The following is a 23,479-nucleotide window of genomic DNA, read 5'->3' as shown; positions in this document are numbered from 1 at the left end:
CCTTCAGGCGCCGGCCGCTTCCACGGCCTTGCGCGCACCGTCATTGAGATCGTCGGCGGGGATGATGTCGAAGCCGCTGTTGGCGAGCAGTTCCTTGCCCTTGTCCACGTTGGTGCCCTCGAGCCGGACAACCAGCGGAACGTTCATCTCGACGTCCTTGACCGCGTTGATGATGCCCTCGGCGATCGCGTCGCAGCGCACGATGCCGCCGAAGATGTTGACCAGGATGGCCTTGACGTTGTCGCCCTCGAGGATGAGCTTGAACGCTTCCTTGACGCGCTCGGCGTTGGTGCCGCCGCCGACGTCGAGGAAATTGGCGGGCTCGCCGCCGGCAAGCTTGATCACGTCCATGGTGGCCATGGCCAGTCCGGCGCCGTTGACCATGCAGGCGATGTTGCCGTCGAGGGTGACGTAGTTGAGATCGTGCTTGCTCGCGGCCAGCTCGGTCGGGTCTTCCTGCGACTCGTCGCGCATCTCGGCAATTTCGGCGTGCCGGAACAGCGCGTTGTCGTCGGCGTTGAGCTTGGCGTCAAGAGCACTCAAGTCGCCGTTGCCGTCGATGATCAGCGGGTTGACCTCGATCAGGCTGATGTCCTTTTCCATGAACAGGCGGTAGAGCCCGTCCATGATCTTGACCAGCTGCTTGACCTGCTTGGCGTCGAGACCCATGCGAAAGCCGATGTGACGCGCCTGGTAGGGCATGAAGCCCGCTGCGATATCCACCGGTGCGGTAATGATCTGCTCGGGCGTCTCGGCGGCGACCTGCTCGATATCCACCCCACCGGCCGCAGAACCCATGAAGACGACCGACTTCTGGGCGCGGTCGACCAGGGCGCCGAGGTAGAGCTCGCTCTTGATTTCGGTCGCTTCGGCGATCAACACGGAATTGACCGGCAGCGCAACGCCGCCCGTCTGGTAGGTCTCGATCTTCATGCCGAGCATCTTGCCGGCCGCCTCGCGTACTTCGTCGAGGCTGGAGACGAGCTTGACACCGCCGGCCTTGCCGCGCCCGCCGGCGTGCACCTGGGCCTTGACGACCCACTCGCTGCCGCCGATGGACTCGGCCGCGCTCACGGCCTCCTCGGCGGTGGTTGCCAATTGCCCGCGCGGCACGGGAATACCGTACTGCTCGAACAGTTCCTTGGCCTGATACTCGTGAAAATTCATGACTTGGAAAACCCGTTCGTGGTGTGTGAATTCGATCCTGGAGCTTCGGCGGAGTCGCCCGATGACATGAGGCGTCGCCGAAGCCGGCGTATTCTGGAACAACCGCCCCCATTAATCAAACCGGTGATCCCGAGAGCGCCGACCGGCACCCTCCCGGCGCTCGACCGGCCGCATTGCGGGAAGCCCTCGAATGTCGCGATGATCGACGACGCCCGCGAGGGGTCACGCCAATGATTGCAACCCCGGCGGGCGGCTTTTCACGTAGTATACTGAATTCCAATCCGTCACCACGGAAGGACGCGGCAAGATGTCCACCACGGCAGTTGTGACGATCCTGATCGGCCTGGACCGGGAGAGACGCGCTTGAAGACCTTCGGCACACTGGTGGCCGACGAGGAGGTGGTGGGACGTGCCCTGCACTACCTCAACACCTTCCGCATGGTGGCCTCGCTCGCCGCCCTGTTCGCGGTCTTCGGCTGGCTCGAGAGCGACATCCAGGGCTACCGCCTGTTTCTGGCCCAGGCAGCGGCGCTCACCTACGCCGGTAGCGCGGTCGGGTTCATGGTGCTGCACCTGCGCCGCAAGATCGATGTGTCCGAGCTGGCCTCCTTCTCGCTGGCCAGCGACCTCATCCTCATCGGCCTGATCCTGCACGCCTTCGGCGGCATTGAAAGCGCCCTGGCCATCCTGCTGTTGTTCACCGTCGGCATTGCCGGCCTGATCCTCGACCTTCGAACCACCCTGCTGTTCGCCTCGCTGGTCACCCTCGGGCTGCTCGCCGACGCCTGGCTGGGCCAGCAGGGGTCGCTCGGGGCCCGCTCGCTGTTCCAGGCGGCGCTTTACGGGGTCGGCGCGTTCGGCATTGCCGTCGGCGCCTCCCTGCTGGGGCGCTGGGGCCGCGAGTACAAGTTGCTGGCCGAGCGGCGCGGACTGGACCTGGCCAATCTCGGTCACATCAACGAGCTGATCATCCACAAGCTGCGCTCGGGCGTGCTGGTCGTCGACGCACAAGACCGCATTCGCCAGATGAACGAGGCGGCCTGGTACCTGCTCGGCAACCCGCCGGTCAACGACCGCAACCTGCGCACCATCGCGCCACCGCTGGCCGAGCGTCTCGAGCGCTGGCGCAAGACCGGCAAGACCGAGGACGAGGGCCTGTTGCTGCAGTCGACCCAGTCGGCGGTGGTGCCCACCATGCTGACCATGCCGGGCGTGAACGAATCCGAGGCGACGCTGATCTTCCTGGAAGACACCTCGGTGGTCAGCCGCCGCGCCCGCGATCTCGCCCAGGCCTCCCTGGCCCGCCTGTCGGCCAGCATCGCCCACGAGATCCGCAACCCGCTGGGCGCCCTCAGCCATGCCGCGCAGCTGCTCGACGAATCGGAAGAGCTCACCAAGGCCGACCGCAAGCTCGTCGCGATGATGCTCAATCACTCGACGCGAATGAACGATATCGTCGAGAACGTACTCAAACTCTCCAGGCGCGAACGGGCCAGGATCGAGTCGGTCAATCTCATCAGCTGGATCCGCAAGCTTGCCGGCGATTTCCGTCGCTACCACAAGCTCGACTCCACGCGCGTCCGCCTGGAGGTGCCCTCTGCCTCGATCATGGTGCTCATCGACGCCAGCCAACTCAGCCAGGCGATCTGGAACCTGATGGAGAACGCGCTCAAGCACGCGCGGGTCGAAGGCCAGGATGTCATCATCAAACTGCGGGTCAGCCCGATTCGCGGGCATCGTGAAATCGCGCTCGATATCATCGACAATGGTCCGGGAATTCCGCTGGAAAAGAGATCGCAGGTATTCGAACCTTTCTTCACAACGCACAAGCAGGGATCAGGGCTGGGCCTCTACCTGGCCCGGCAACTTTGCGACGCCAACCAGGCGCCGCTGGAATACGTCCAGGTTCCCAACAGCGGCGCGTGTTTCCGCATTCTGCTGCGACGGCCGGAATCGCGGGAAGTGGCCGCGAAAACCGACAAGCGACCGCCGCGCACCCGACGGGCCGCCGGCTGAAACCAATGGCTACTGACCCCAGAGGACGGCGATGAGCGAAATGCGCGCACTGGTTGTCGACGACGAACCCGACCTGAGGGAGTTGCTCGACATGACCCTGACCCGGATGGGCCTGGAGGTCGAAACCGCCGAGGATCTGTCGGCGGCCCGGCGCCTGCTGGCGAACGGCACCGACTACGCCTTCTGCCTGACCGACATGCGCCTGCCCGACGGCAACGGCCTGAGCCTGATCAAGGAAATCTCGCGCGACTATCCGCACCTGCCGGTGGCCATGATCACTGCCTACGGCAAGGTCGACGACGCGGTCACCGCGCTCAAGTACGGGGCATTTGACTTCGTATCCAAGCCGGTCGATCTCGAGGTGCTGCGCAGCATGGTGCGAACGGCGATCAAGCTGCGCCAGGACGACGCCGAGAAGAACGGCCGCAAGCCCGAGGAGAAGAAAGCCGCGGAAACCGAGGCGGAGTCCTCGGCGGGCACGCCGCGCGGCGAGAGCCTGCTGCGGCAGCGCCTGATCGGGCGTTCGCAGGCCATGGACCGGGTCCGTCAGACCATCACCAAGCTGGCCCGTAGTCAGGCGCCGGTGCTGATCAGCGGCGAGTCGGGCACCGGCAAGGAACTGGCCGCCCGGCTCATCCATGACCTCGGCCCGCGGGCCGAAAATCCCTTTGTCGCCGTCAACTGCGGGGCCATTCCCTCCGAGCTGATGGAAAGCGAGTTCTTCGGCCACATGAAGGGCAGCTTCACCGGCGCCGATGCCGACAAGCAGGGCCTGTTCCAGGCGGCCAACGGCGGCACCCTGTTTCTCGACGAAGTCGCCGACCTGCCCCTGAACATGCAGGTCAAGCTGCTGCGCGTCATCCAGGAAAAACAGGTTCGACCGATCGGTGGGCGCGAAGAGCTCAAGATCGACGTACGCATCCTTTCCGCCACTCACAAGCCGCTCAAACCGCTGGTCGAGTCCGGAGATTTCCGCAACGACCTTTACTACCGGCTCAACGTCATCGACCTGCCGATGCCCAGCCTGCGCGACCGCCGCGGCGATATCCGGCTACTGGCGGAGCATTTCCTGGGCGTGATCGGCGAACAGTGGGGCGAACCGCCGCGCAAGCTCAGCACTTCGGCGATGGATGCACTTCAGAATCACAGGCTTTCGGGTAACGTGCGCGAACTGGTCAATATCCTGCAGCGTGCAGTCACCCTCTGCGAGGGCGACGAGATCACCGCGGACGACCTCAACATCGAACAGTCGATGCTTGACGACGACAACGTCGATGTCAGTCCGCCCGAGGACCGCAGCCTGGACGATTACATGGAAGACATCGAAAAACGCATCCTCGAGAAGGCACTGGTCGAGGCCAAGTACAACAAGACCGAAGCCGCCCGGCAGCTCGGTATCTCCTTCCGCTCGCTGCGCTACAAACTCAAGAAGTTCGATATCGACTGATGGCCACGGCAGCAACGCAAGCCCGCAGCGGCCCCGCGCCCCGCGCGGACGCGGCGCCGTTGTGCAATACCCTCGACCTGGCCGAAACCGACCGCGACCTGATCGCGCAAGACTACCGACGGGTTCGCGAATCGACCGACGCGCTGGCCAGTTCCCTCTCGCCCGAAGACCAGAATCTGCAGCCGGCTCCCTGCGCCAGCCCGGTCAAATGGCACCGGGCGCACACCACCTGGTTTTTCGAGACTTTCGTGCTCAAGCCGCACGATCGACAATGGCGCGAAATCGATCCGCGCTGGAATTTCCTCTTCAACTCCTACTACAACGGCGTGGGCGAGCAGTATCCGCGCGCCGAGCGCAGCCTGATCTCCCGCCCCGACGCCGGCGAAGTCGGTGACTACCGCCGCGCAGTCGATGCCGCGATCCTGGCGTTGATCGCGGACTCGCCCGAGTCGGAGTTCGCTCAGCTGGCCGCCATCGTCCGGCTGGGCCTCAATCACGAGCAGCAGCACCAGGAGCTGATTGCCACCGACATCAAGCACGCCTTCGCCCGCAACCCGCTCTACCCCGCCTGGTGTGATGAACCCGGCGTCTCGAGCGACGAAACGGCATCCCTACGATGGTTGCCCTTCGCCGAGCGCATCGCCGCCATCGGCGCCGAAGACGACGGCCGCTACTGCTTCGACAACGAATTACCGAGGCATCGCGAGGTCGTCGAAGCCTTCGAACTGGCTTCCCGCCCGGTCACCTGTGGCGAATACCTGGCTTTCATGGACGACGGCGGATACGACAACCCCGATCTGTGGCTGTCGGACGGATGGGCCTGGGTCAGGGAGACCGGGATCCGTTCGCCCATGTACTGGCACCGCCGCGACGACGGCAGCTGGTGGCTCTACACCCTGGGCGGAGCGCGGCCGCTGGACCCGCGCGAGACGCTGGCCCACGTGAGCTTCTACGAGGCCTGGGCTTTTGCCCAGTGGGCCGGCGCCAGGCTGCCGACCGAAGCCGAATGGGAAGTGGCAGCCGGACAGCTCGACGACGTCCACGGCCACTTCGCCGAAACCGGTCGCTTTCATCCCGGCGCCGCCGCGCCGTCAGCGCCGGGCGCGACGTCGAGCCTGTTCGGCGACGTCTGGGAATGGACCACGTCGAGTTACGCCCCCTACCCCGGCTACAAGCCGCTGCCGGGCGCGGTCGGCGAGTACAACGGAAAGTTCATGGCCAACCAGATGGTCCTGCGCGGCGGCAGCTGCGCCACACCCCGTGCCCATGTTCGCGCCACCTACCGGAACTTCTTCTATCCGCCCGACCGCTGGCAGTTCAGCGGCATTCGCCTGGCCCGCGATCAATGAGCGAGCCCATGCCGGCGCCAGGCTTTCTCCGCGATGTCATCGACGGCCTTTCGGCAGCTCCGCGCACGATCCCCTGCAAGTACCTCTACGATAGCCGCGGTTCCGAGCTGTTCGAGCGCATCTGCGAAACGCCGGAGTATTACGTCACCCGGGCGGACCTGGCCCTGCACAAGGCCCATACCGGCGACTTTGCGGCACTGATCGGGCCTCGGGCGCACATCATCGAACTGGGTTCGGGAGCCGGGATCAAGACGCGACGCCTGCTGGCAAGCCTGGACTCGCCCCGCGCCTACACGCCGATCGAGATCTCCGCCGCCGCCCTGGCCCAGTCGACACGCGACCTCGAGGCCGCCTTCCCCGATATCGGGATTCGACCCGTCCAGGCCGACTACACCCATCCCATCGGGGACGAAGCACTGACCCTCGACCCGCCGGCCCGGCGGCGGATCGTCTACTTCCCCGGTTCCACCATCAGCAATTTCGACCACGACGAAGCAATCGCCTTCCTCGACCGCCTGCGGCGCATCGTCGGACCCGACGGCGCCGTCCTCATCGGCGTCGACCTGATCAAGCCGGTCGAGCGCCTGATCGCGGCCTACGACGATGCCGGCGGTATCACCGCGGCGTTCAACCGCAACCTGCTCGAGCGCCTGCGGCGCGAAGTCGACGCCGAGATCGACGCCGAAGCCTTTTCACACGAAGCACGCTGGGACGAAAACCTCGAACGCATCGAGATGCACCTCGTCGCGCGCTACCCGACAAGAATCACGCTTGCCGATCACGTCTTCGAGTTCGAGCGGGGTGAGTCGATTCACACCGAAAGCAGCCACAAGTACTCCGAGGCCTCGTTCAAGGCCCTGGCCGAAAAGGCCGGCTTGCGCTCGGAGAGGGTCTGGTTCGATCCCGACGGTCTGTTCTCGATGCACTGGCTCGTCGCCGAGAGCTGATTGCCGCGTTCGGGCTGCGCGCGAGAGGCGCAGGATTGGGTCGCGTCCCCGACAGACGGTTTGTAAGGAGTCCGGGAAGGCACCCGTAGGATGCGTGAAGGCCGCCAGGCCGTAACGCATCGCGTCCGACGTCCGATTTGATGCATCGCGCTTTGCTCCACGCATCGCGCGGATCGGGCGCCGGTCCTGGCGGGGCTGGCGCCACCGGGCGGTGTGGTGGCTTCGACAAGTCAACTGCGGTTTCGCCCGGCCTGCTTCGCAGGCGCTTTCGGCGAGTACCTTTTTTCCAAAGCGAAAAAAGATACGAAAAAGCGCTTTTCAAATTCAAAGTCCCACGCTCGATTATCTCGGAATTAACGCGCTGTGCGGGCTGGCCCCTTCGCGGAGCGGGCTTCGCGAAGATTCGGTCGGAGGATCCGGTGGCACTGGCAGGAATGGGACGAAGCCCGCACGAGAACGGCTCGGCTTCGAAGGTGGCGCGCTGCGCGCGCGGGGGGGCTCGATCCAGGCGCGTAGGATACGTGGAGGCCCGTAGGGCCGTAACGCATCGGCCGATGCGTTGCGCTTCGCTCCACGCATCCTACGCTTCTCCGCAACCGCGCAGATGGCGCGCGCAAAGCGCGCGGTGTAACCGATTTCGAGCGCAAGCCCGGAATCCCTCCCATGGCCACTTTCGGAAACGATCCAGGCCACCACGCGACCAGCCGGGCCCTCGCGAAGCCCGCTCACCGAAGGGGCCAGCCCCCACAGTCATCAAGCTCCTGAGGCAACCGAGCGTTGGACTTTGACTTTGAAGAGCAATTTTTGGTGCCTTTTTCTTGCTCTGGAGAAAAAGGTACTCGCCATCAGCCTGCGAAGCAGGCGGGCGAAACGCAGTTGACTTGTCGAGGCCACCAAACCGCCCGGTGGCACCAACCCACCCAACGCCCCAAGTAGAGTCAGCAGCCAGAACCCCGTGGTCAGCTCGCCGCCGGCGGCGGAAGCGGCTCGGCGCCCCGCCCGTCGCGCAGGCGCAGGGCATTGCGGTAGCACTGCGCCGCGGCCTCGAGCTTGCCGGCCCGGTCGAGCACCCGCCCCAGCGCGGCATAAGCCCGGCTGTTGGGGCGCTCGCGGACCACGCGCTCGAGGCAATCCCGGGCATGTTCATACTGCCGGTCTTCAAGGTAGAGCAATCCCAGGGTCTGCTGCAGCCCGACATGATCGGGGTGGGATTGCAGCCATTTTTCGCACTGCTTGATGCGGTGGGTGCGCTCGCCGTCGTCGGCCGCGGCATACAGGGCCAGCAATTCATCGTCAGGCTCGCTGGCGAGGTAGCGCTCGAGCAGGCCGGAAGCCCGGGCGGTTCGCCCCAGGTCGGCTGCGCGCCGCGCGTAGGCTGCGACCAGCTCCCGTCGCTGATGCAGTTTGCGCGGCAGTTCCTTCCAGCTCTTCTCGAGGCGATCGATGTCGATGCTCGCATCCAGTTCGCGCTGTGCGGCCAGGGCGGCCAACTCGGCAGCACGCTCGCGGTCGACAACACCAGCACGACGCAAGGCGGGGGTCAGCAATCGCAGGTCGCGCCAGCGACCGAGCTCCTGGTAGTTCTCCAGCAACAGGCGAAGCACGCCCTGGTGGCGAGGCTTGCGCAGGTGCAGTTTTTCGAGCACGGCGGTCGCCTCCGCGGCCCGGCCCTCGGCCGCCAGCAGGCGCGCCCGCGCCAGCCCGGTCACGAAATGGCGTCGCCCGAAGCGGCTGTCGGCATGTTCGAGCCAGCGATCGCGGCCGGCCTGGTCGCCGCGCCCCTGGGCGGCGCGGGCGGCGGCCAGGTAGCCGGCCGTCGAGTCGCGATGCCTCAGGGATTTCTGCAGCGCCCGCTCGGCACCCTGCCAGTCGCCCTCGGTCAGGCAAAGGAACCCCTTCTCGAGTTGTTGACGCGAACGACGCTCGCGCGATTTGCGTATGAGCTGCGTCGGCAGGCGGAACAGCGCTACTAAAAGGGAAAGCGCGAACCAGGTCGCGATGACCGCCCCGACGAGAACGAGCACAGAGGTTTCGATCCGCCAGGGCCCGATATCGAGCTGAACATGGCCCGGATCGTCGGCAAGGATCGGCGCGATCAGGGCGGTCGCAACCAGCGCCAGGGCGACGAGCAGGATGAACAGCAAACGCTTCACGATGCCGCCAATCGACGTTCGGCCTCGGCCAGGGCGTCGCCGAGTTCGGGCAGGGACTGCGGCGAAACCGCCGAAGTCATGGCCGAGAGGGTCTCTAGCGCACCCTTGACCGAATCGCTGCCGGAATCGAAATGTGCGTCGATCACCTCGACCGCCGCGGCGGCGTGATTCGCCAGCTCTTCACTATCGCGGCGCGCCGCCGCCACTTGCGCCGCCGCCAGGTGCAGGCGCAGCCGTTCGCGCACGCTCTCGGCCGCCGCCGGCGTCAGCGGCGCGGACTCGCGCGGCGAGACGCGAACCAGGCCGCCCATCGAGCGCCGCAGTTCGGCCCACCAGCCATCGCCTTCACCCTCGCCGCCATCGCCACCGGAATCGCTCTCGGGCTCGTCGGTGGCCGCTTGCCGAGACTGCATGGGCCATTGCCCGGTCTCGCCCTCCAGGGCCGCCAGCTCGCCGACCAGCGCCGACCAGTCGGTCGCCTCGATCGAGCGCAGAGCCTCGAGTTCCTGCCCGACCAACTGGCGCAGGCGCTGAGCCCGGCTGTCGTCGATCGACTCGAGCCGCGCTTGCGCGCGACGGTAGACGGACACGGCCGAATCGTAGTCGGCCGCCAGCTCGGCGCGCGACTGGCCCAGCCGCAACAGCCCGGCAACCTCGATCAGGCCCAGCCGGAAACTCGCTTCGGCCAGCGACTCGTCGATTCGGTCGGTCCGGACCGTGCCCAGCTCTTCCAGCTGTGAGTCCATGGCGGAGACCGCCTGATCGAGCTGGCGGGAAAGAGCGTCCACCCGCTGCTCCAGATCGGCCTGCCGCTGTTCGAGATCGGCCTGCGCGCTCGACAGATCGTCGTCGGCGCGCCGCAGGGCCTGGGGTTCGAAACCATCCTCGGGCAGGCGCCCTTCGATCTCGCCGAATCGTCCGGACAAGGCATCCAGGCGATCGCTGAGTTCGCTGGTGCGGCGCGACTGGGCGTCGAGCGCGTCGGCCTGCTCCTCGAGCGCGTCGACCTGCTCCTCGAGCCGCGGGGCCAGCGGATCGGCCTCGACCTCGCTATGGGTCGACAACCACCATTGCCAGGCGGACAGGCCGGCGGCGGCCAAGGCAAGCAGGAGCGCCAGCCAGGCCAGGCCGTTCCCGCCGCGTCGGCCGCCGTTGGAGGTCGACGTGTCATGGCTGTCGCGTCCGGAGGATGAGTCAGTACCGACGGCCGCCGAATCCTCTCCGGCGTCATCGTGAACAACCGGGTGATCCGGCTCGGTCGCTTCGTTCTGGTGGGGCTCTTTCTGCTCGCTCATCAACTTGTCGGGAATCGAAGACCCGCTTGCAAACCGATTTCGAGATTAACGCAAATCACCGACGTGATGTTGCAACCGCTCCGGCAATCGTGCCATCGAGACATTCCTGACCCGCTCCGGGCCTTCGCGCCCGCGCAGAGTTGTTCAGAGGTTCCTTGAACCTCGACCAGGCGAAACCTCGACCAGGCGCTGAAGCCGGGCCAGCATGGCCTCGTCCGAAGCCCCGGTGGCGATCAGGCAATGCCGGAATCCCATTCGGGTCGCGTGATCGGCCACGCGCTGCGATGGCACGACGAGCGGCGCGGACCGGATCGTGTCCGCCGCCGGCTCCGGCAAGCGCTCGATCAGCCCGGTGACCGCCTCCAGGCTGGCCCCGAGCGTCACCAGCGCCTCGGCAGAGGCGATTCTACCGGCCGTTTCATCCGGAAGCTCGCAAGCAACGCGCCGATAAACATGGATCCGCTCGACAACCGCTCCGCGCTTCTCGAGCACTTCGCCCATCAGGCTACGACCACCGGCGGCCGCCAGGATCAATATTTCCAGGCCCTCGACGTCACGCAACTCCGGCATCGCCAGCATGGCTTCGCTGGTTCCATGGCGCTCGGGATAGATGACATTGTCGAGGCCCAGATCGCGCGCGATCGAGGCCGTTCCCTGCCCCGGCACGATGACCAGTGCGCGATTGAGCTGTCGGGTTCCGACCAGGCCGACGGTCTGCCGCACGGCTTCGTGACTGGTAAGAATGACACGGTCGGCGGGCAGGGCCATGGCCAGGTCGTCGGACACGGCCTCCGGGTTCTCGGGCGGCTCGAGCTCGAAGGGCGCGCACTGGAAGGGCTCACAGCCGAGGGCGGCGACCTGCTCGGCCAGCGCCTCGGCCGCCGGACGCGTTCGCGTGATCAACACCAGGGTCTTTTCAGGCATGACAACCGTCTCTTGCCGGGAGCCGAAAAAAAGAAAGCCTGCCGAAGGGGCAGGCTCTCAGGAGAAGAATCCGGGCGTCTGGCGCAACTTGCCAAAGTGCTGGGGGCTTGCGTGTTGGCGTTGGCAGTAGGGGGACGCACCTCAGCAAACTGAGCCGTGGATGACGCCCGGAAATCAAATCGTCTAAACCCCTGTCGTCCTCCTTTTCAAATACTCTGACACACTTCAAACCCGATGTCCAGACTGTCCGCCGCAAAAATTACGGCAGCCTTCAAATCTGTGACAGGATTCGCATTCCTCCCTTCTCAAGGAGCGCTCGCGCCGCCTTTCGACCCAGTTCGGCGGCCTCGCCCGCGGGCCCTTCGAACGACGCGTCGAGCACTTCGCGACCGTCGGGGCTGGCCAGGCGCGCGTCCAGCGTGATGCGATCGCCTTGCAGGCGCGCGAACGCCGCCAGGGGCATGCGGCAGTCGCCACCGAGTTCGGCAACCACGGCGCGCTCGGCGCGCATCGTCGCCAGTGTATCGGCGCAATTGAGTGGCGCCAGCAATTCGCGCGTCTCGGACTCGCCGGCACGACACTGCACCACGATCACGCCCTGCCCGGCCGAAGGCAGAAACGAAGGCGGCTCCAGTGCCATGACATGTTCGCGATCGATTTGCAGGCGCTGCAGCCCGGCGGCAGCCAGGATCAGGGCGTCGACATCCCCACCGTCCAGCTTGGCAAGCCGCGTCTGCACGTTGCCGCGCACGGTGACGACTTCGAGGCCGGGGCAGCGCGCCAGCAGCTGGCTTTGCCGTCGCAGGCTGGCCGTGCCCACTTTCGACCCGGCCGGCAGCTGTTCCGGGCTCGATCCGTCGCGCGTGATCCACCAGTCGCGCCAGTCCGCTCGCGGCAGGAAGGCCGCCAGGTCGAAATCTGCCGACGGCTCCGCCGGAACGTCCTTGAGCGAATGCACGGCGATATCGGCCTCGCCGTCCAGGATCGCGCGCTCGAGTTCCTTGAGGAACAGGCCCTTGCCGCCGATCTCGGCCAGCGACCGGTCGAGCACCTCGTCACCGCGCGTACTCAGGGGCACCAGGGTCACGTCCAGACCGGGGTAGCGCTCGCGCAGCTGCTGCGCTACATGCTCGGTTTGCCAGAGTGCAAGCTTCGACTTTCGGGTGGCGATTCTGAGGGTCTTCATGATTCGGTTCCATCTGAGGGTTGCCGGCCATCGAGCACCTGCCTGACCAGCGCCAGGTTGCGCCGGCTGACCGGCGGCCGGCAGTCGCTGCCGTCGAGTTCGACGCGCTCCTGTCCCTGCTCGTCGCGGAACAGGCCGCGCAGGTAGCGGCGAGCGATCAGGGCCTTGCGGTGAATGCGGATGAACTGCTGATTGAAACGTTGTTCAAGGGTAACCAGCGAGTCGTCGATCAGGGCCTCGCCCTTGTCGAAATGGACAACGGTGTACTTGTCCTCGGCCACCAGGGCACGGACATCGACGACCGGTATCGAGAGTACGCGATCCCCCAGTCGGGTGCGCAACGTGGCCCCGGGGTCGATCGGGCGATTGCGGGCCCGCTCGAGCGCCCGCGACAGCCGCTCCGGCCGCACCGGCTTGACCAGGTAGTCGACGGCCGCCAACTCGAATGCGTCGACGGCGTAATGCTCGAAAGCGGTCACGAAAATCACCGCCGGCGCAGACTCGAGCTTGCGCAGGCGGCGCGCGATGGCGACACCGTCGAGGCCCGGCATCTCGACGTCCAGAAAGACCACGTCGGGGACCAGCTCGCGGCAGCGCGCCTCCACCTGTTCGGCCTGGTCGACGATGCCGCAGCTGCGCACCGAGGGCTGTTGTTCGAGCAGGCGCGCGAGTCGATCGGCCGCCGGCCGCTCGTCGTCGACGATGAGCGCGCGCATCTCGCTCACGTCCAGCGCTGCTCCAGCCACTCATCGATAGCCGCCACTTCCTCGGCACACACCGCATGCGGCATGGGCCAGGTCTGCCAGGACACGTCGAAGCCGGCCGCCTTGAGACGCTTGGCACTCGCCTCGCCCAGACCGACCGGTACGATCGGGTCCTGGCTGCCGTGTCCCATCAGGATCGGCAGCGCGCCCGCCGGGGTGGCGGACCAGTGTTCGAGACCGGCGGCGTCGACCAGGTAAGTCGACAGGCCGATCAGCCCGCCGAGGGTCTCGCGCCGGGCCAGGCCGCAGCGAAGCGCAATCGCGCCACCCTGGGAGAACCCGGCGAGCACCAGGTTTTCCGGCGGGACACCCGCGGCCACCTGCTCGTCGAGCAGCGCATCGACAAGGCGAACCGACGCGAGAATTCCGTCCATGTCCTGGTCGCGATCGATATCCACCCCCAGGATGTCGTACCAGGCGCGCATCGCCATGCCGCCGTTGATGGTGACCGGCCGGACCGGCGCATGCGGAAAGATGAAGCGCACCGGCCGACGTGAGGCGGCGGTCAGCTGCGGTACAATCGGTTCGAAGTCATGGCCGTCGGCACCCAGGCCATGCAACCACACAACGGCGTGCCGCGGATTCTCGCCGGTGTCGAGGATCACGCTTTCGAGTTTCGAGTCACTGGAGTCGTTCATGCGTGCAAGTTTAACCGCCCTCGCCGTCGCCCTGTTGCTCGTCGCCGTCACGGCGGCGACCGGTTGCGGCCTCAAGGGCGACCTCTACTTGCCCGAAAGCGAAGCGCCCGACATCGCCCCGGAGCCTTCCGGCGAAACCGAAGAGACGCGGCAAGCGGACGCAGCGGAGGGCTGACCGATGGCCGACCCGGCCGACTTGCCGCTCGAATTCCACAAGCTCGAAGCCCTGGGCAATGATTTCATGCTGATCGACGCCCGGCGGCGGCCGATCGCGTTTTCCCGCGAGCAAGTACGGCAATGGGCCGACCGTCGCAGCGGCGTGGGATTCGACCAGATGCTGATTCTGCGCCCGACGGCCGAACCCGGCCAGCACTGCCTCGTCGAGATCCGCAATGCCGACGGCGGCGGGGCCGAACAGTGCGGCAACGGCATGCGCGCCGTCGCGCTGTGGCTGGCGCAAGAGGACGGCACCGACGGCGCGATCCGGCTGGCCACGCCGGCCGGCAGCGTCGAGGTCGAATACCGCTCGGACGACGATATCAGCGCGACCCTGGGCGTTCCGGACTTCGATCCCGTTGCCGTCGGCCTGTCCGGATTCGCGCGCTTTCCGGCAAGATTCGAAGTAGCGGGCGAACCGCTGGCTATCTACGGCGCTTCGCTGGGCAATCCGCATTTGCTGGTGCTCGAAACGCGCGCGCCCGACGCCGCAAGGCTGGAAACGCTGGGCCGCGCGCTGGGACAGCACCCCGATCTCGCCCATGGCGCGAACGTCGGCCTGGCCAAGATCGAGTCGCCGCAGCGCCTGCGCCTGAACGTGTTCGAGCGCGGCGCGGGCGCCACCCGTGCCTGCGGCAGCGGTGCCGCGGCGGCAGCCGCGATACTGCTGTCTCTCGGCCGGGTCGAAAACCCGGTCGAGGTCGTACAGCCCGGCGGAACGCTTGTGGTAGATTGGCCGGGTCCGGGGAACGCGGTCGCGATCGCCGGACCCGCCCGCCGAGTGTTTGAAGGAGCGATACCATGTCCGACGCAGAACCGCTGAACGAAGACGACGTCATCGAGTGGCTGGCGGCCAACCCGGGGTTCTTCGAACGTCACCCGGACGTGCTCGAATCGCTCCACCTGCCGCACGAGACCAGCGCCAGTTCCCTGATCGAGGTCCAGGTCGCGCGCATGCGGCGCGACAATCAACAGCTGCGCGCCCAGCTCGAGACGCTCGCCGGTATCGCCGGCGAGAACGAGCGTCTGATGCAGCGCCTCCACCAGCTCACGCTGGAGGTCATGACCACCCGCTCCAGCGGCGAGTTCATCGAGCGCCTCATGGAACGCCTCGCCAGCGACTTCGATGCGCGCAGCGTGCGCCTGCACCTGCTCGAGCCGCACGCGGGCCTGGCCGACATCGCTTCGGCCACGCTGCATGAATCCGGGGTTCCCGACTGGTTCGAGAAGCTGCTGGCCCAGGGCAGCATCGAGTTCGGGCGCTTCACGCGCGCCAAGCTCGAGGCGTTGTTCCCGAACCAGCACGAAAAGATCGGCTCGGCCGCCCTGGTGCCGATCAGCGGCGTGGGCCTGCTGGCGATCGGCTCGGAATCCCCCGAGCGTTTTCACCCCAACATGGGCACGCTCTTCCTCGAGTTGCTCGGCACCACCATCCGCCACCGCCTCGAGCAGGACAACGCCGACGAACGAAAACGGGCCTAGTGGTCACTACGGGCCCAGTGGTCACTAGATGAAGATCCGGGCGGCCATCACCGCCTTTCTCGCCCACGCGGCGGACGAGGCCGGCCTGAGCCCGGCGACCATCGATGCCTACCGCCGCGATCTCGAACGCCTCGAATCCTGGTGCCGGGAGCGCGACATCAGCCGCATCCAGTCCCTCGATTCGTCCGATGTTCGCGGCTTCGCCGCCAGTGAACACCGGCGCGGCCTGTCGCCACGAAGCGTCCAGCGGCGCCTGTCCGGGCTGAGGCGCTTCTTCCGCTACCTGCGGCGCGAGAAGATCATCACGGGCGACCCCAGCCAGGGCGTGCGGGCACCCCGGGTCCGGCGCAAGCTGCCCGAAGTGCTCGACGTCGACCAGGTCCTGGCATTGCTGGACATCCCCGAAGAAGACGAGCTGGCCACCCGCGATCGCGCCATGCTGGAGTTGTTCTACGCTTCGGGGCTGCGCGTGAGCGAACTGGCCGGACTGAACTGGGACCGCCTCGACCTGGAGCAGGGCCTGGTGCGCGTACTCGGCAAGGGCAGGCGCGAACGCATCGTGCCCGTCGGCCGTCACGCCGTGCGCGCTCTCAATCAATGGCGCCGTATTCACGCGACCGCTGCCGGCATCGAGCAGCCGCGCGTATTCACCAGCCTCAAGGGCCGGCCGCTGGGTGTGCGCGCCATCCAGAAGCGCGTCGCCTACTGGTCCCGGCGACAGGGCCTCGACCAGAACGTGCACCCCCACCAGCTCAGGCACAGCTTCGCCTCGCACATCCTCGAGTCCTCGGGCGACCTCAGAGCCGTGCAGGAACTGCTCGGCCACGCCAACCTGGCCACCACGCAGATCTATACCCACCTCGACTTTCAGCATCTGGCGAAGGTGTATGACGAGACGCATCCGAGAGCCAGAAAGAAGTCCGACTAAATCTCAATTCCCAATCACCAATTTCCAAACAAGCCCCAATGACTGAATTTCCAATGTTCGAAACGGCCACCGGCCAAGTCCGCTCGGTGCAACGCCGTTTTGATCATTAGTTATTGGAGGCCCTTGTTTGAAAATTGGTGCTTGGACATTGGTACTTGCCCGACGCCTGCCTTGCCCCATACCACTCGCATCCCCATGTTCCAGTTTCATTCCCGAACAACGGATCAGCCCGTATGGAACAGTACCGCGGCACCACCATCATCTCGGTAAGGCGCGGCGACCAGGTGGTGATTGCCGGTGACGGACAGGTCACGCTCGGCAACACCGTCATGAAGTCCAACGCGCGCAAGGTTCGGCGTCTCTACAGGGACCGGGTCCTGGCCGGCTTTGCCGGCGCCACGGCCGACGCCTTCACCCTGTTCGAGCGTTTCGAAAGCAAGCTCGAGATGCACTCCGGTCACCTCACGCGCGCGGCGGTCGAGCTTGCCAAGGACTGGCGCACCGACCGCATGCTTCGCCGTCTCGAAGCCTTGCTGGCGGTCGCCGACCACGAGGCCTCCCTGATCATCTCCGGCAACGGCGACGTGATCGAACCCGAAGAAGGCCTGATCGCGATCGGCTCGGGCGGTCCCTTCGCGCAGTCGGCCGCGCGCGCACTTCAGCGCCATACCGACCTGGATGCCGAGACCATCTGCCGCGAGGCGCTGACCATCGCCGGCGAAGTCTGCATCTACACCAATCACAACTTCACCGTCGAAACGCTCGAAACGAATTAAGCCCGAGGCCAGTAAGCCATGACACAGATGACGCCCCGTGAAATCGTCCAGGAACTGGACCGCCACATCATCGGCCAGGCCGATGCCAAGCGCGCCGTCGCCATCGCGCTTCGGAATCGCTGGCGCCGCATGCAGGTCGACGAGAAGCTGCAGCCGGAAATCACGCCCAAGAACATCCTGATGATCGGCCCCACCGGCGTGGGCAAGACCGAGATCGCCCGCCGCCTGGCGACCCTTGCCAAGGCACCGTTCATCAAGGTCGAGGCGACCAAGTTCACCGAAGTCGGTTACGTCGGCAAGGACGTCGAGTCGATCGTGCGCGACCTTACCGAGGTGGCCTACAAGCTGGCCCGTGACGAGGCCATGGCAAAAGTACGTTCACGCGCCGAAGATGCGGCGGTCGAACGGGTTCTCGACATCATGCTGCCGCGCCAGCAGAGCTCCGGTTTCTCGAATGCGCCGGAGGAACCCGCCGAGCAATCCTCGGACACTCGCCGCAAGATGATGCGCAAGCTGCTCGACGGCGACTTCAACGAGCGTGAAATCGAGATCGACCTCGACATGAACATGGGCGTGGAGATCATGTCCCCGCCCGGCATGGAAGAGATGACCAACCAGCTCCAGCAGATGTTTTCCAACATGTCGGGCCAGCGCAAGCAAAAGCGCCGCATGAAGGTCAAGGACGCCATCCCGGTGCTGGTCGAGGAAGAGGCCGCGCGCATGATCAACGACGAAGAGGTCAAGCAGCAGGCGCTGAAGACGGCCGAACAGCACGGCATCGTGTTTATCGACGAGATCGACAAGGTCGCCCGCCGCGCCGAAGGCGGCGGATCCGGCGAGGTCTCGCGCGAGGGCGTGCAGCGAGACCTGCTGCCGCTGGTCGAAGGCGCGACGGTCAACACCCGCTACGGGCCGGTGAGCACCGATCATATGCTCTTCATCGCCTCCGGTGCCTTCCACGTGTCCAGGCCGTCCGACCTGGTGCCGGAACTGCAGGGTCGCCTGCCGATCCGCGTGGAACTGCGCGCGCTCGCGGTCGAGGACTTCAAGCGTATCCTGACCGAGCCCGACGCCTGCCTGACCGAGCAGTACGTTGCGCTGCTGGCCACCGAGGGCGTGGAACTGGAATTCACCGACGACGCCATCACGCGCCTGGCCGAGATCAGCTTTTCGGTCAACGAGTCGACCGAGAACATCGGCGCACGCCGCCTCCACACGGTGCTCGAACGCCTGCTCGAGGACATTTCCTACTCGGCACCCGACCACGGCAGCGAAAAGGTCGTCATCGACGCCGACTACGTCGATCGATCGCTCAAGGACCTGGCAGGAAACGAAGACCTGAGCCGTTATATTCTCTAAGACGGCGTTCTTCCAGGTCCCTCCCGGGCTCGCACACGCGACGGCCGACCGGAGCGTGTGCCGATCGGTTTCGAACATTCAAACTTCGGTCAACAGCCGCAAAACTTAAGAGCTCCTTCGCGGTCGGATCACAGACAGGTAGGGACAATAAGGGCAACATGACCGAACAATCCGCCACTGCCATATCCCTCCGGGGCGTCACCGTGCGCCTGGGCGGACGAACCGTTCTCGAGGACCTCGACCTCGATATCCCCGCCGGGCGGGTGACGGCCGTACTCGGGCCGAGCGGTGCCGGCAAGACGACGGTGCTGCGCCTGGTCACCGGCCAGCTCAAGCCCGACAGCGGAGAGGTATGGCTCGGCGAGACCCGCGTCGACCGCCTCGGCGGCAAGGCCTTGGGCCGCTTGCGGCGCAACATCGGCGTGTTGCTGCAAAACGGCGCGCTGTTCACCGACCTGACCGCCTTCGACAATGTCGCCCTGCCGCTGCGCGAGCACACGAAGCTGCCCGAGTCCCTGATCCGGCGCCTGGTGCTGATGAAACTCGAAATGGTGGGCCTGCGCGGCGCCGCCGATCTCTACCCGGCGGAACTGTCCGGCGGCATGAAACGACGCGTCGCAACCGCACGCGCCATGGCGCTGGACCCGGGCATCATGATCTACGATGAGCCTTTCGCCGGTCTCGACCCGATTTCACTCGGCGTGTCCCTGCGCCTGATTCGCGACATCAACGGCGCGCTGGGCACCACCAGCGTGGTCATCACCCACGACGTACGCGAGATCGCCCGACTGGCCGGTCACGCCTGCATCATCGCCGACCGCCGGCTGGTCGCCACCGGCACGCCGGAGCAGCTTGCCAAAAGTGACGACCCGCTGGTGCACCAGTTCATGCGCGGCGAGCCCGACGGCCCGGTGCCGTTTCACTACCCCGCCGACGACCTGACCGCGCAACTTCTGGCGCGGGGAGAAAGGGTATGAGCGAAAGCGCGCCCCGCATGGCCTTGCTCACGCCCGTACGAGAACTCGGCCGGGCCGGGCTGTTCCTGCTCACCGCCTTCTCTCGCATGCGTTTCGGACCGAAACAGCTGGCCGAGATCCTGCGCCAGGTCTACTTCGCGGGCGTTCGTTCGCTGGTGATCATCGTCATCAGCGGTTTCTTTGTCGGCCTGGTGCTGACGCTGCAGACCTACGACACCCTCACGCGCTTCGGCGCCGCCGACGCCGTCTCGACCGTGCTCGCCCTGTCGCTGTTCCGGGAACTCGGGCCGGTGCTCGCCGCGCTGCTGTTCGCCGGGCGGGCCGGCACGTCCATCACCGCCGAGATCGGCTTGATGCGCGCGACCGAACAGCTCGACGCGCTCGATCTGATGGCCATCGACCCGATGGAACGCATCGTCCAGCCGCGCCTGCTTGCCGGGATGATTGCGCTGCCCGCCCTGGTGCTGGTTTTCAATCTCACCGCCATCGTCGGCGGCATCTTTTTCGCCGTATTCCTGATGGGCAGCGATCCGATCACTTTCTGGGCCAACATGCAGTCATCGGTGGAACTGGTGCGCGATTTCGGCGGCGGCATGCTCAAGGCGGTTTTCTTTGGCTTCGTGGCCGCCTGGCTGGCCGTGTGGTTCGGCTGGTCGGCCCGACCCACCAGCGAGGGCGTGGCCCTGGCCACCACACAGACGGTGATCGCCACGGCCATCGCCGTACTCGTGCTGGACTTCATCCTTTCGGCATTCATGCTCTAAAGACGCAAACACCATGAAATCTTCCCACCAGATCGAACTAACCGCCGGAATCTTCCTGCTGCTGGCCATCGCCGCGCTGGTCTTCCTGGCCCTTCACGCCACCGACCGGGGCGTGGTCTCCGGCGAAAGCTACCAGCTCAAGGCGAGCTTCTCGAACATCGGCGGCCTCAAGCCGAGGGCGACGGTCAGCATGGGCGGGGTTCCGATCGGCATGGTCGAATCGATCGAGCTCGACCCCGAAACTTTCGAGGCCAACGTGACGCTGCAGATCAGCCAGCGCTACGACAATCTGCCCGAAGACAGCTCGGCCTCGATCCTGACCAGCGGCATCCTGGGCGATCAATACGTGGGGCTCGAGCCCGGCGGATCACCCGAGGCGCTGCAGGAAGGGGATCGAATCCTGATCACCAGTTCGGCCATGGTGCTCGAGCAACTGATCAGCCGATACATGTTCAATAGCGAAGACGAAAGCGAAGGACAAGGAGAACAATGATGCGTGCCATTCTTTTGACGCTGATTCTTGCCACGGGTACCGGCCTGGCCGCCGAGGATCCGGTATCGGTCATCAGCGAAAGCAACAATGAGCTGGCTGATCGAATCGAGGACAATCGCAAGGACTACCGCAAGAATCCCGAGTCGCTCAAGCGCGACGTCAAGGCCATTCTCCTGCCGACGATCGACCACATCTACTCGGCGCGGCTGGTGCTCGGCCGCCACGGTCGCGGCAAGGACCGCGAGCAGATCGAGGCCTTTGCCGATGCCCTGGCCGAACAGCTGCTCGACCGCTACGCCACGGCCCTGCTCGACTACAACCTCAAGGAGCGGGTCGAAATCCTGCCGCTGGCCGGGGACAACAGTGATCGCCAGACGCGCGTTCGAACGCGCGTCGAGCTCGATAACGGCGAGCGCGCGCCGGTCGACTACGTCCTGCGCAAGACCGACGAGGGCTGGAAGGTATTCGACGTCATTGTCGAGGGCATCTCGTATGTCGCCACCTTCCGCTCGCAGATCGACCAGGAAATTCGCCAGTCGAGCTTCGAGGACGTACTCGAGCGCCTCGAAAGCGGCCAGTACGAAGTGGAAGTCGATGCCTGAATCCACTGACGTCCTGCGCCTGGAAGGCCGGCTGACGGCGCCGGAGGTCGCCGAACTCGAGCGGCGCCATCGCAAGCGCTTCGACGGCGCCGAAGCACCCGCAAGCGTGAGCCTGGCGGACGTCGAAAGCGTCGACGCCAGCGCCCTGGCGCTGCTCCTCGAGTGGCAGGCGAGCGCCCGCGAGCGCGGGCACGAGATACGTTTCGAACAACCACCCGACAGCCTGCGCGTCATTGCCCGCCTGACCGGCGTGGCACCGCTGCTGGGCTGGCCGGACAGCGAATCCGGCGACAGCGCCGGACCGGAGACATCATGAAATCAGGTTTCTTACTGCCGCTCGCCGGCCTGCTGCTGGCCGGCTGCGCCACGACCGCGCCACCGCCGGACGAGCGCCACCCGCGCGACCCCTGGGAACCGTACAACCGCAACATGTTCAAGTTCAACTCGGCGGTCGACCAGGTGTTGATACGTCCGCTGGCGATCGGCTACGGCAAGGTCACGCCCGCACCGGCGCGGCGCGGCATCCGTAACTTCTTCACCAATATCCGTTCTCCGGTCGACCAGGCCAACCTGCTCCTGCAGGGACGGCCCGGCGATGCGGGCACCGAACTGACGCGCTTCCTGGTCAACTCGACCCTGGGCCTGGGCGGTCTGTTCGACATGGCCTCGCGGGCCGAGGTCGAGGATTTCAGCGAGGATTTCGGCCAGACCATGGCCGTATGGGGCTGGGAGGACAGCCGCTTCTTCATCCTTCCGCTGATGGGCCCGTCGACCGTGCGCGACGGCCTGGGGCGCGTGCCGGACGGCTACGCCGACTTCGTCTGGCGCTGGACCCTCGACGAGACCACCTACGGGCTCATCGGCCTCAACGTCGTCCAGATGCGCCACGCCATGCTGCCGCTCGACGAGGACATTCGATCGGCCTTCGATCCCTACACTTTCATGCGCGACGGCTGGCTGCAGCGTCGCGACCATGCCGTCAGCAACGGCGGGAACGCCACGCCGGACTACGACTCGTTCATCGACGACGACTGGGACGACGACTGGGACAACGGCACAGAGAACTGATCAGGCGTAGAGCGACAACAGGTAACCCAGCCTGTCGCGCACCCAGCGGCTGACCGGGGTGAGCCTGACGTCCAGCCGCCGCTGGAGGGCATCGGTGTCGACCAGCGGCCCTTCGTCGAGGCTCGCGTAACCCTCGTAAAGCCCGGCAATCAGCTGCGCGACGTGCGCACTGCCGGAAAGATGACTCATGGTGTTGGCGAACTCGTCGATGCTCTGCGGGGCGAAATGCACCTCGCGTCCGTGAATCTCTGCCAGCAGCCGGCACAGTTCCGGGCCGGTAATCGCCTCGGGGCTGGCGATATCGATGGCTTCCCCCGCCACGTCCGCCTTCAGGCAGGCGACGGCGATCCGGCCCTGGTCTTCGGTCGCGGTCCAGTTCAAGCGCCGATCGGCACCCAGGGGCGGGTAAGTCAACCGTCCGTAATCGCGAACCTCGCGGAACAGGTGCGGCCAGACCAGGTTGGCCAGGTAGAGCGTCGGCCGCAGGACAACCGCCGGGACATCGGCCGACAGGATCCGGTCGGACAATCGCCGCAGTGCGTCGACGAACTCGCCCGGGGGCATCTGTTCGCCGCAATAGCCGCCGGTGGTGAACACGATCCGGGCCACGCCCTGCGCGGAAGCGGCGGCCAGAACGTGGTCCACCGCCCTTTCCGCCTCGGGCGCGTCCGGCATGGCCGGCAGATGAAAGAAGATGGCTTCGACGCCCTCGGCAGCATCGTGCACGTCCTCGGCATCGAGCAGATCGGCCCGCACCTTCTCCACGCGGCCGGGCAACTTCTCCTCGGCCTCGTCGAGATCGCGCGTGGCCGCGCGTACCGACAGGCCTTCCTCGAGCGCCGCCTCCACCACCGGGTGCCCCTGGGTGCCGGTGGCACCGAAAACGAGCAATTTCCTGATAGTCATTACCGCCACCTTCGCGTCGATT

The 23,479-nt window shown here is 65.9% G+C and carries 24 protein-coding genes; 16 read left to right on the top strand and 8 right to left on the bottom strand.

The genetic code is table 11. The annotated features are described in order from the left end of the window. Nucleotides 1-3: 3 nt before the first annotated feature. Nucleotides 4-1,167 (bottom strand): ADP-forming succinate--CoA ligase subunit beta, encoded by a 1,164-nt coding sequence (sucC, locus tag ACDC67_RS08305; RefSeq protein WP_376692209.1) that lies wholly within the window; start codon nucleotides 1,165-1,167, stop codon nucleotides 4-6. 363 nt (nucleotides 1,168-1,530) lie between these two features. Between sucC and ACDC67_RS08300 the strand changes: the two genes are divergently transcribed. The 4 genes from ACDC67_RS08300 to egtD are packed head-to-tail and all read left to right on the top strand — an operon-like array spanning nucleotide 1,531 to nucleotide 6,926. Beyond that, nucleotides 1,531-3,183: a two-component system sensor histidine kinase NtrB gene (locus tag ACDC67_RS08300; RefSeq protein ID WP_376692207.1), complete on the top strand. Its 1,653-nt coding sequence runs from the start codon at nucleotides 1,531-1,533 to the stop codon at nucleotides 3,181-3,183. 31 nt (nucleotides 3,184-3,214) lie between these two features. Further along, nucleotides 3,215-4,630 carry a sigma-54-dependent transcriptional regulator gene (locus ACDC67_RS08295; protein ID WP_376692205.1) on the top strand — a complete coding sequence of 472 codons (1,416 nt, stop codon included), beginning with the start codon at nucleotides 3,215-3,217 and terminating at the stop codon, nucleotides 4,628-4,630. Next, a complete protein-coding gene (gene egtB, locus ACDC67_RS08290; RefSeq protein ID WP_376692203.1) occupies nucleotides 4,630-5,979 on the top strand; it encodes an ergothioneine biosynthesis protein EgtB in 1,350 nt (449 codons plus the stop codon). The genes ACDC67_RS08295 and egtB overlap by 1 nt, the downstream gene beginning before the upstream one ends. Next, entirely contained in the window at nucleotides 5,976-6,926 is a 951-nt protein-coding gene (egtD, locus tag ACDC67_RS08285) for an L-histidine N(alpha)-methyltransferase (RefSeq protein ID WP_376692201.1), read from the top strand. The genes egtB and egtD overlap by 4 nt, the downstream gene beginning before the upstream one ends. 959 nt (nucleotides 6,927-7,885) lie before the next feature. On the opposite strand, the gene ACDC67_RS08280 is transcribed toward egtD, so the two are convergent. From ACDC67_RS08280 to ACDC67_RS08255, 6 genes are all read right to left on the bottom strand, one after another. Further along, nucleotides 7,886-9,079 carry a heme biosynthesis HemY N-terminal domain-containing protein gene (locus ACDC67_RS08280; protein ID WP_376692199.1) on the bottom strand — a complete coding sequence of 398 codons (1,194 nt, stop codon included), beginning with the start codon at nucleotides 9,077-9,079 and terminating at the stop codon, nucleotides 7,886-7,888. Beyond that, nucleotides 9,076-10,374, bottom strand: coding sequence for a uroporphyrinogen-III C-methyltransferase (locus ACDC67_RS08275; protein ID WP_376692198.1), 1,299 nt, complete (start codon nucleotides 10,372-10,374; stop codon nucleotides 9,076-9,078). The genes ACDC67_RS08280 and ACDC67_RS08275 overlap by 4 nt, the downstream gene beginning before the upstream one ends. Before the next feature lie 144 nt (nucleotides 10,375-10,518). Beyond that, the gene (locus tag ACDC67_RS08270) at nucleotides 10,519-11,298 is read right to left on the bottom strand and encodes a uroporphyrinogen-III synthase (protein ID WP_376692196.1); all 780 of its coding nucleotides are present in this window, start codon (nucleotides 11,296-11,298) and stop codon (nucleotides 10,519-10,521) included. Between the two features lie 271 nt (nucleotides 11,299-11,569). Then, nucleotides 11,570-12,484 (bottom strand): hydroxymethylbilane synthase, encoded by a 915-nt coding sequence (gene hemC, locus ACDC67_RS08265; protein WP_376692194.1) that lies wholly within the window; start codon nucleotides 12,482-12,484, stop codon nucleotides 11,570-11,572. Further along, complete coding sequence (locus tag ACDC67_RS08260; RefSeq protein ID WP_376692249.1) at nucleotides 12,481-13,200, bottom strand: LytR/AlgR family response regulator transcription factor; 720 nt, start codon at nucleotides 13,198-13,200, stop codon at nucleotides 12,481-12,483. The genes hemC and ACDC67_RS08260 overlap by 4 nt, the downstream gene beginning before the upstream one ends. A gap of 5 nt (nucleotides 13,201-13,205) precedes the next feature. Continuing rightward, complete coding sequence (locus ACDC67_RS08255) at nucleotides 13,206-13,886, bottom strand: alpha/beta hydrolase (RefSeq protein ID WP_376692193.1); 681 nt, start codon at nucleotides 13,884-13,886, stop codon at nucleotides 13,206-13,208. Between ACDC67_RS08255 and lptM the strand changes: the two genes are divergently transcribed. The 12 genes from lptM to ACDC67_RS08195 all read left to right on the top strand — a co-directional run bounded on the left by lptM (nucleotide 13,885) and on the right by ACDC67_RS08195 (nucleotide 22,551). Then, complete coding sequence (gene lptM, locus ACDC67_RS08250; RefSeq protein WP_376692191.1) at nucleotides 13,885-14,061, top strand: LPS translocon maturation chaperone LptM; 177 nt, start codon at nucleotides 13,885-13,887, stop codon at nucleotides 14,059-14,061. The genes ACDC67_RS08255 and lptM overlap by 2 nt on opposite strands. 3 nt (nucleotides 14,062-14,064) lie before the next feature. Beyond that, nucleotides 14,065-14,925 carry a diaminopimelate epimerase gene (dapF, locus tag ACDC67_RS08245; RefSeq protein WP_376692190.1) on the top strand — a complete coding sequence of 287 codons (861 nt, stop codon included), beginning with the start codon at nucleotides 14,065-14,067 and terminating at the stop codon, nucleotides 14,923-14,925. Next, nucleotides 14,904-15,584, top strand: a complete 681-nt coding sequence (locus ACDC67_RS08240) for a DUF484 family protein (RefSeq protein WP_376692189.1) — start codon at nucleotides 14,904-14,906, stop codon at nucleotides 15,582-15,584. Before dapF ends, ACDC67_RS08240 begins: the two co-directional genes overlap by 22 nt. A gap of 28 nt (nucleotides 15,585-15,612) precedes the next feature. Further along, entirely contained in the window at nucleotides 15,613-16,512 is a 900-nt protein-coding gene (gene xerC, locus ACDC67_RS08235; protein WP_376692187.1) for a tyrosine recombinase XerC, read from the top strand. A gap of 233 nt (nucleotides 16,513-16,745) precedes the next feature. Next, nucleotides 16,746-17,288 carry an ATP-dependent protease subunit HslV gene (hslV, locus tag ACDC67_RS08230; RefSeq protein ID WP_376692185.1) on the top strand — a complete coding sequence of 181 codons (543 nt, stop codon included), beginning with the start codon at nucleotides 16,746-16,748 and terminating at the stop codon, nucleotides 17,286-17,288. Between the two features lie 18 nt (nucleotides 17,289-17,306). Next, nucleotides 17,307-18,647, top strand: a complete 1,341-nt coding sequence (hslU, locus tag ACDC67_RS08225) for an ATP-dependent protease ATPase subunit HslU (RefSeq protein WP_376692184.1) — start codon at nucleotides 17,307-17,309, stop codon at nucleotides 18,645-18,647. A gap of 158 nt (nucleotides 18,648-18,805) precedes the next feature. Then, on the top strand, nucleotides 18,806-19,624 hold the full coding sequence (locus tag ACDC67_RS08220) for an ABC transporter ATP-binding protein (RefSeq protein ID WP_376692182.1): 819 nt from the start codon (nucleotides 18,806-18,808) through the stop codon (nucleotides 19,622-19,624). Then, nucleotides 19,621-20,388, top strand: a complete 768-nt coding sequence (locus ACDC67_RS08215; protein WP_376692180.1) for an MlaE family lipid ABC transporter permease subunit — start codon at nucleotides 19,621-19,623, stop codon at nucleotides 20,386-20,388. The genes ACDC67_RS08220 and ACDC67_RS08215 overlap by 4 nt, the downstream gene beginning before the upstream one ends. A gap of 13 nt (nucleotides 20,389-20,401) precedes the next feature. After that, the gene (gene mlaD / locus ACDC67_RS08210; protein WP_376692179.1) at nucleotides 20,402-20,881 is read left to right on the top strand and encodes an outer membrane lipid asymmetry maintenance protein MlaD; all 480 of its coding nucleotides are present in this window, start codon (nucleotides 20,402-20,404) and stop codon (nucleotides 20,879-20,881) included. Beyond that, nucleotides 20,881-21,483 carry an MlaC/ttg2D family ABC transporter substrate-binding protein gene (locus ACDC67_RS08205; RefSeq protein ID WP_376692177.1) on the top strand — a complete coding sequence of 201 codons (603 nt, stop codon included), beginning with the start codon at nucleotides 20,881-20,883 and terminating at the stop codon, nucleotides 21,481-21,483. The genes mlaD and ACDC67_RS08205 overlap by 1 nt, the downstream gene beginning before the upstream one ends. Further along, nucleotides 21,476-21,799, top strand: a complete 324-nt coding sequence (locus ACDC67_RS08200; RefSeq protein WP_376692175.1) for an STAS domain-containing protein — start codon at nucleotides 21,476-21,478, stop codon at nucleotides 21,797-21,799. The genes ACDC67_RS08205 and ACDC67_RS08200 overlap by 8 nt, the downstream gene beginning before the upstream one ends. Further along, the gene (locus ACDC67_RS08195; RefSeq protein ID WP_376692174.1) at nucleotides 21,796-22,551 is read left to right on the top strand and encodes an MlaA family lipoprotein; all 756 of its coding nucleotides are present in this window, start codon (nucleotides 21,796-21,798) and stop codon (nucleotides 22,549-22,551) included. The genes ACDC67_RS08200 and ACDC67_RS08195 overlap by 4 nt, the downstream gene beginning before the upstream one ends. Here the strand turns inward: ACDC67_RS08195 and ACDC67_RS08190 are convergent, their stop codons facing one another. After that, nucleotides 22,552-23,457: an SDR family oxidoreductase gene (locus tag ACDC67_RS08190; RefSeq protein WP_376692172.1), complete on the bottom strand. Its 906-nt coding sequence runs from the start codon at nucleotides 23,455-23,457 to the stop codon at nucleotides 22,552-22,554. Between the last annotated feature and the right edge of the window lie 22 nt (nucleotides 23,458-23,479).

Origin of the sequence: Wenzhouxiangella indolica (assembly GCF_042310355.1) — a bacterium.
GTDB lineage: Bacteria > Pseudomonadota > Gammaproteobacteria > Xanthomonadales > Wenzhouxiangellaceae > Wenzhouxiangella.
Note: the sequence above shows the minus strand (reverse complement) of the source record. Positions and strands in the feature narration are given on the sequence as shown.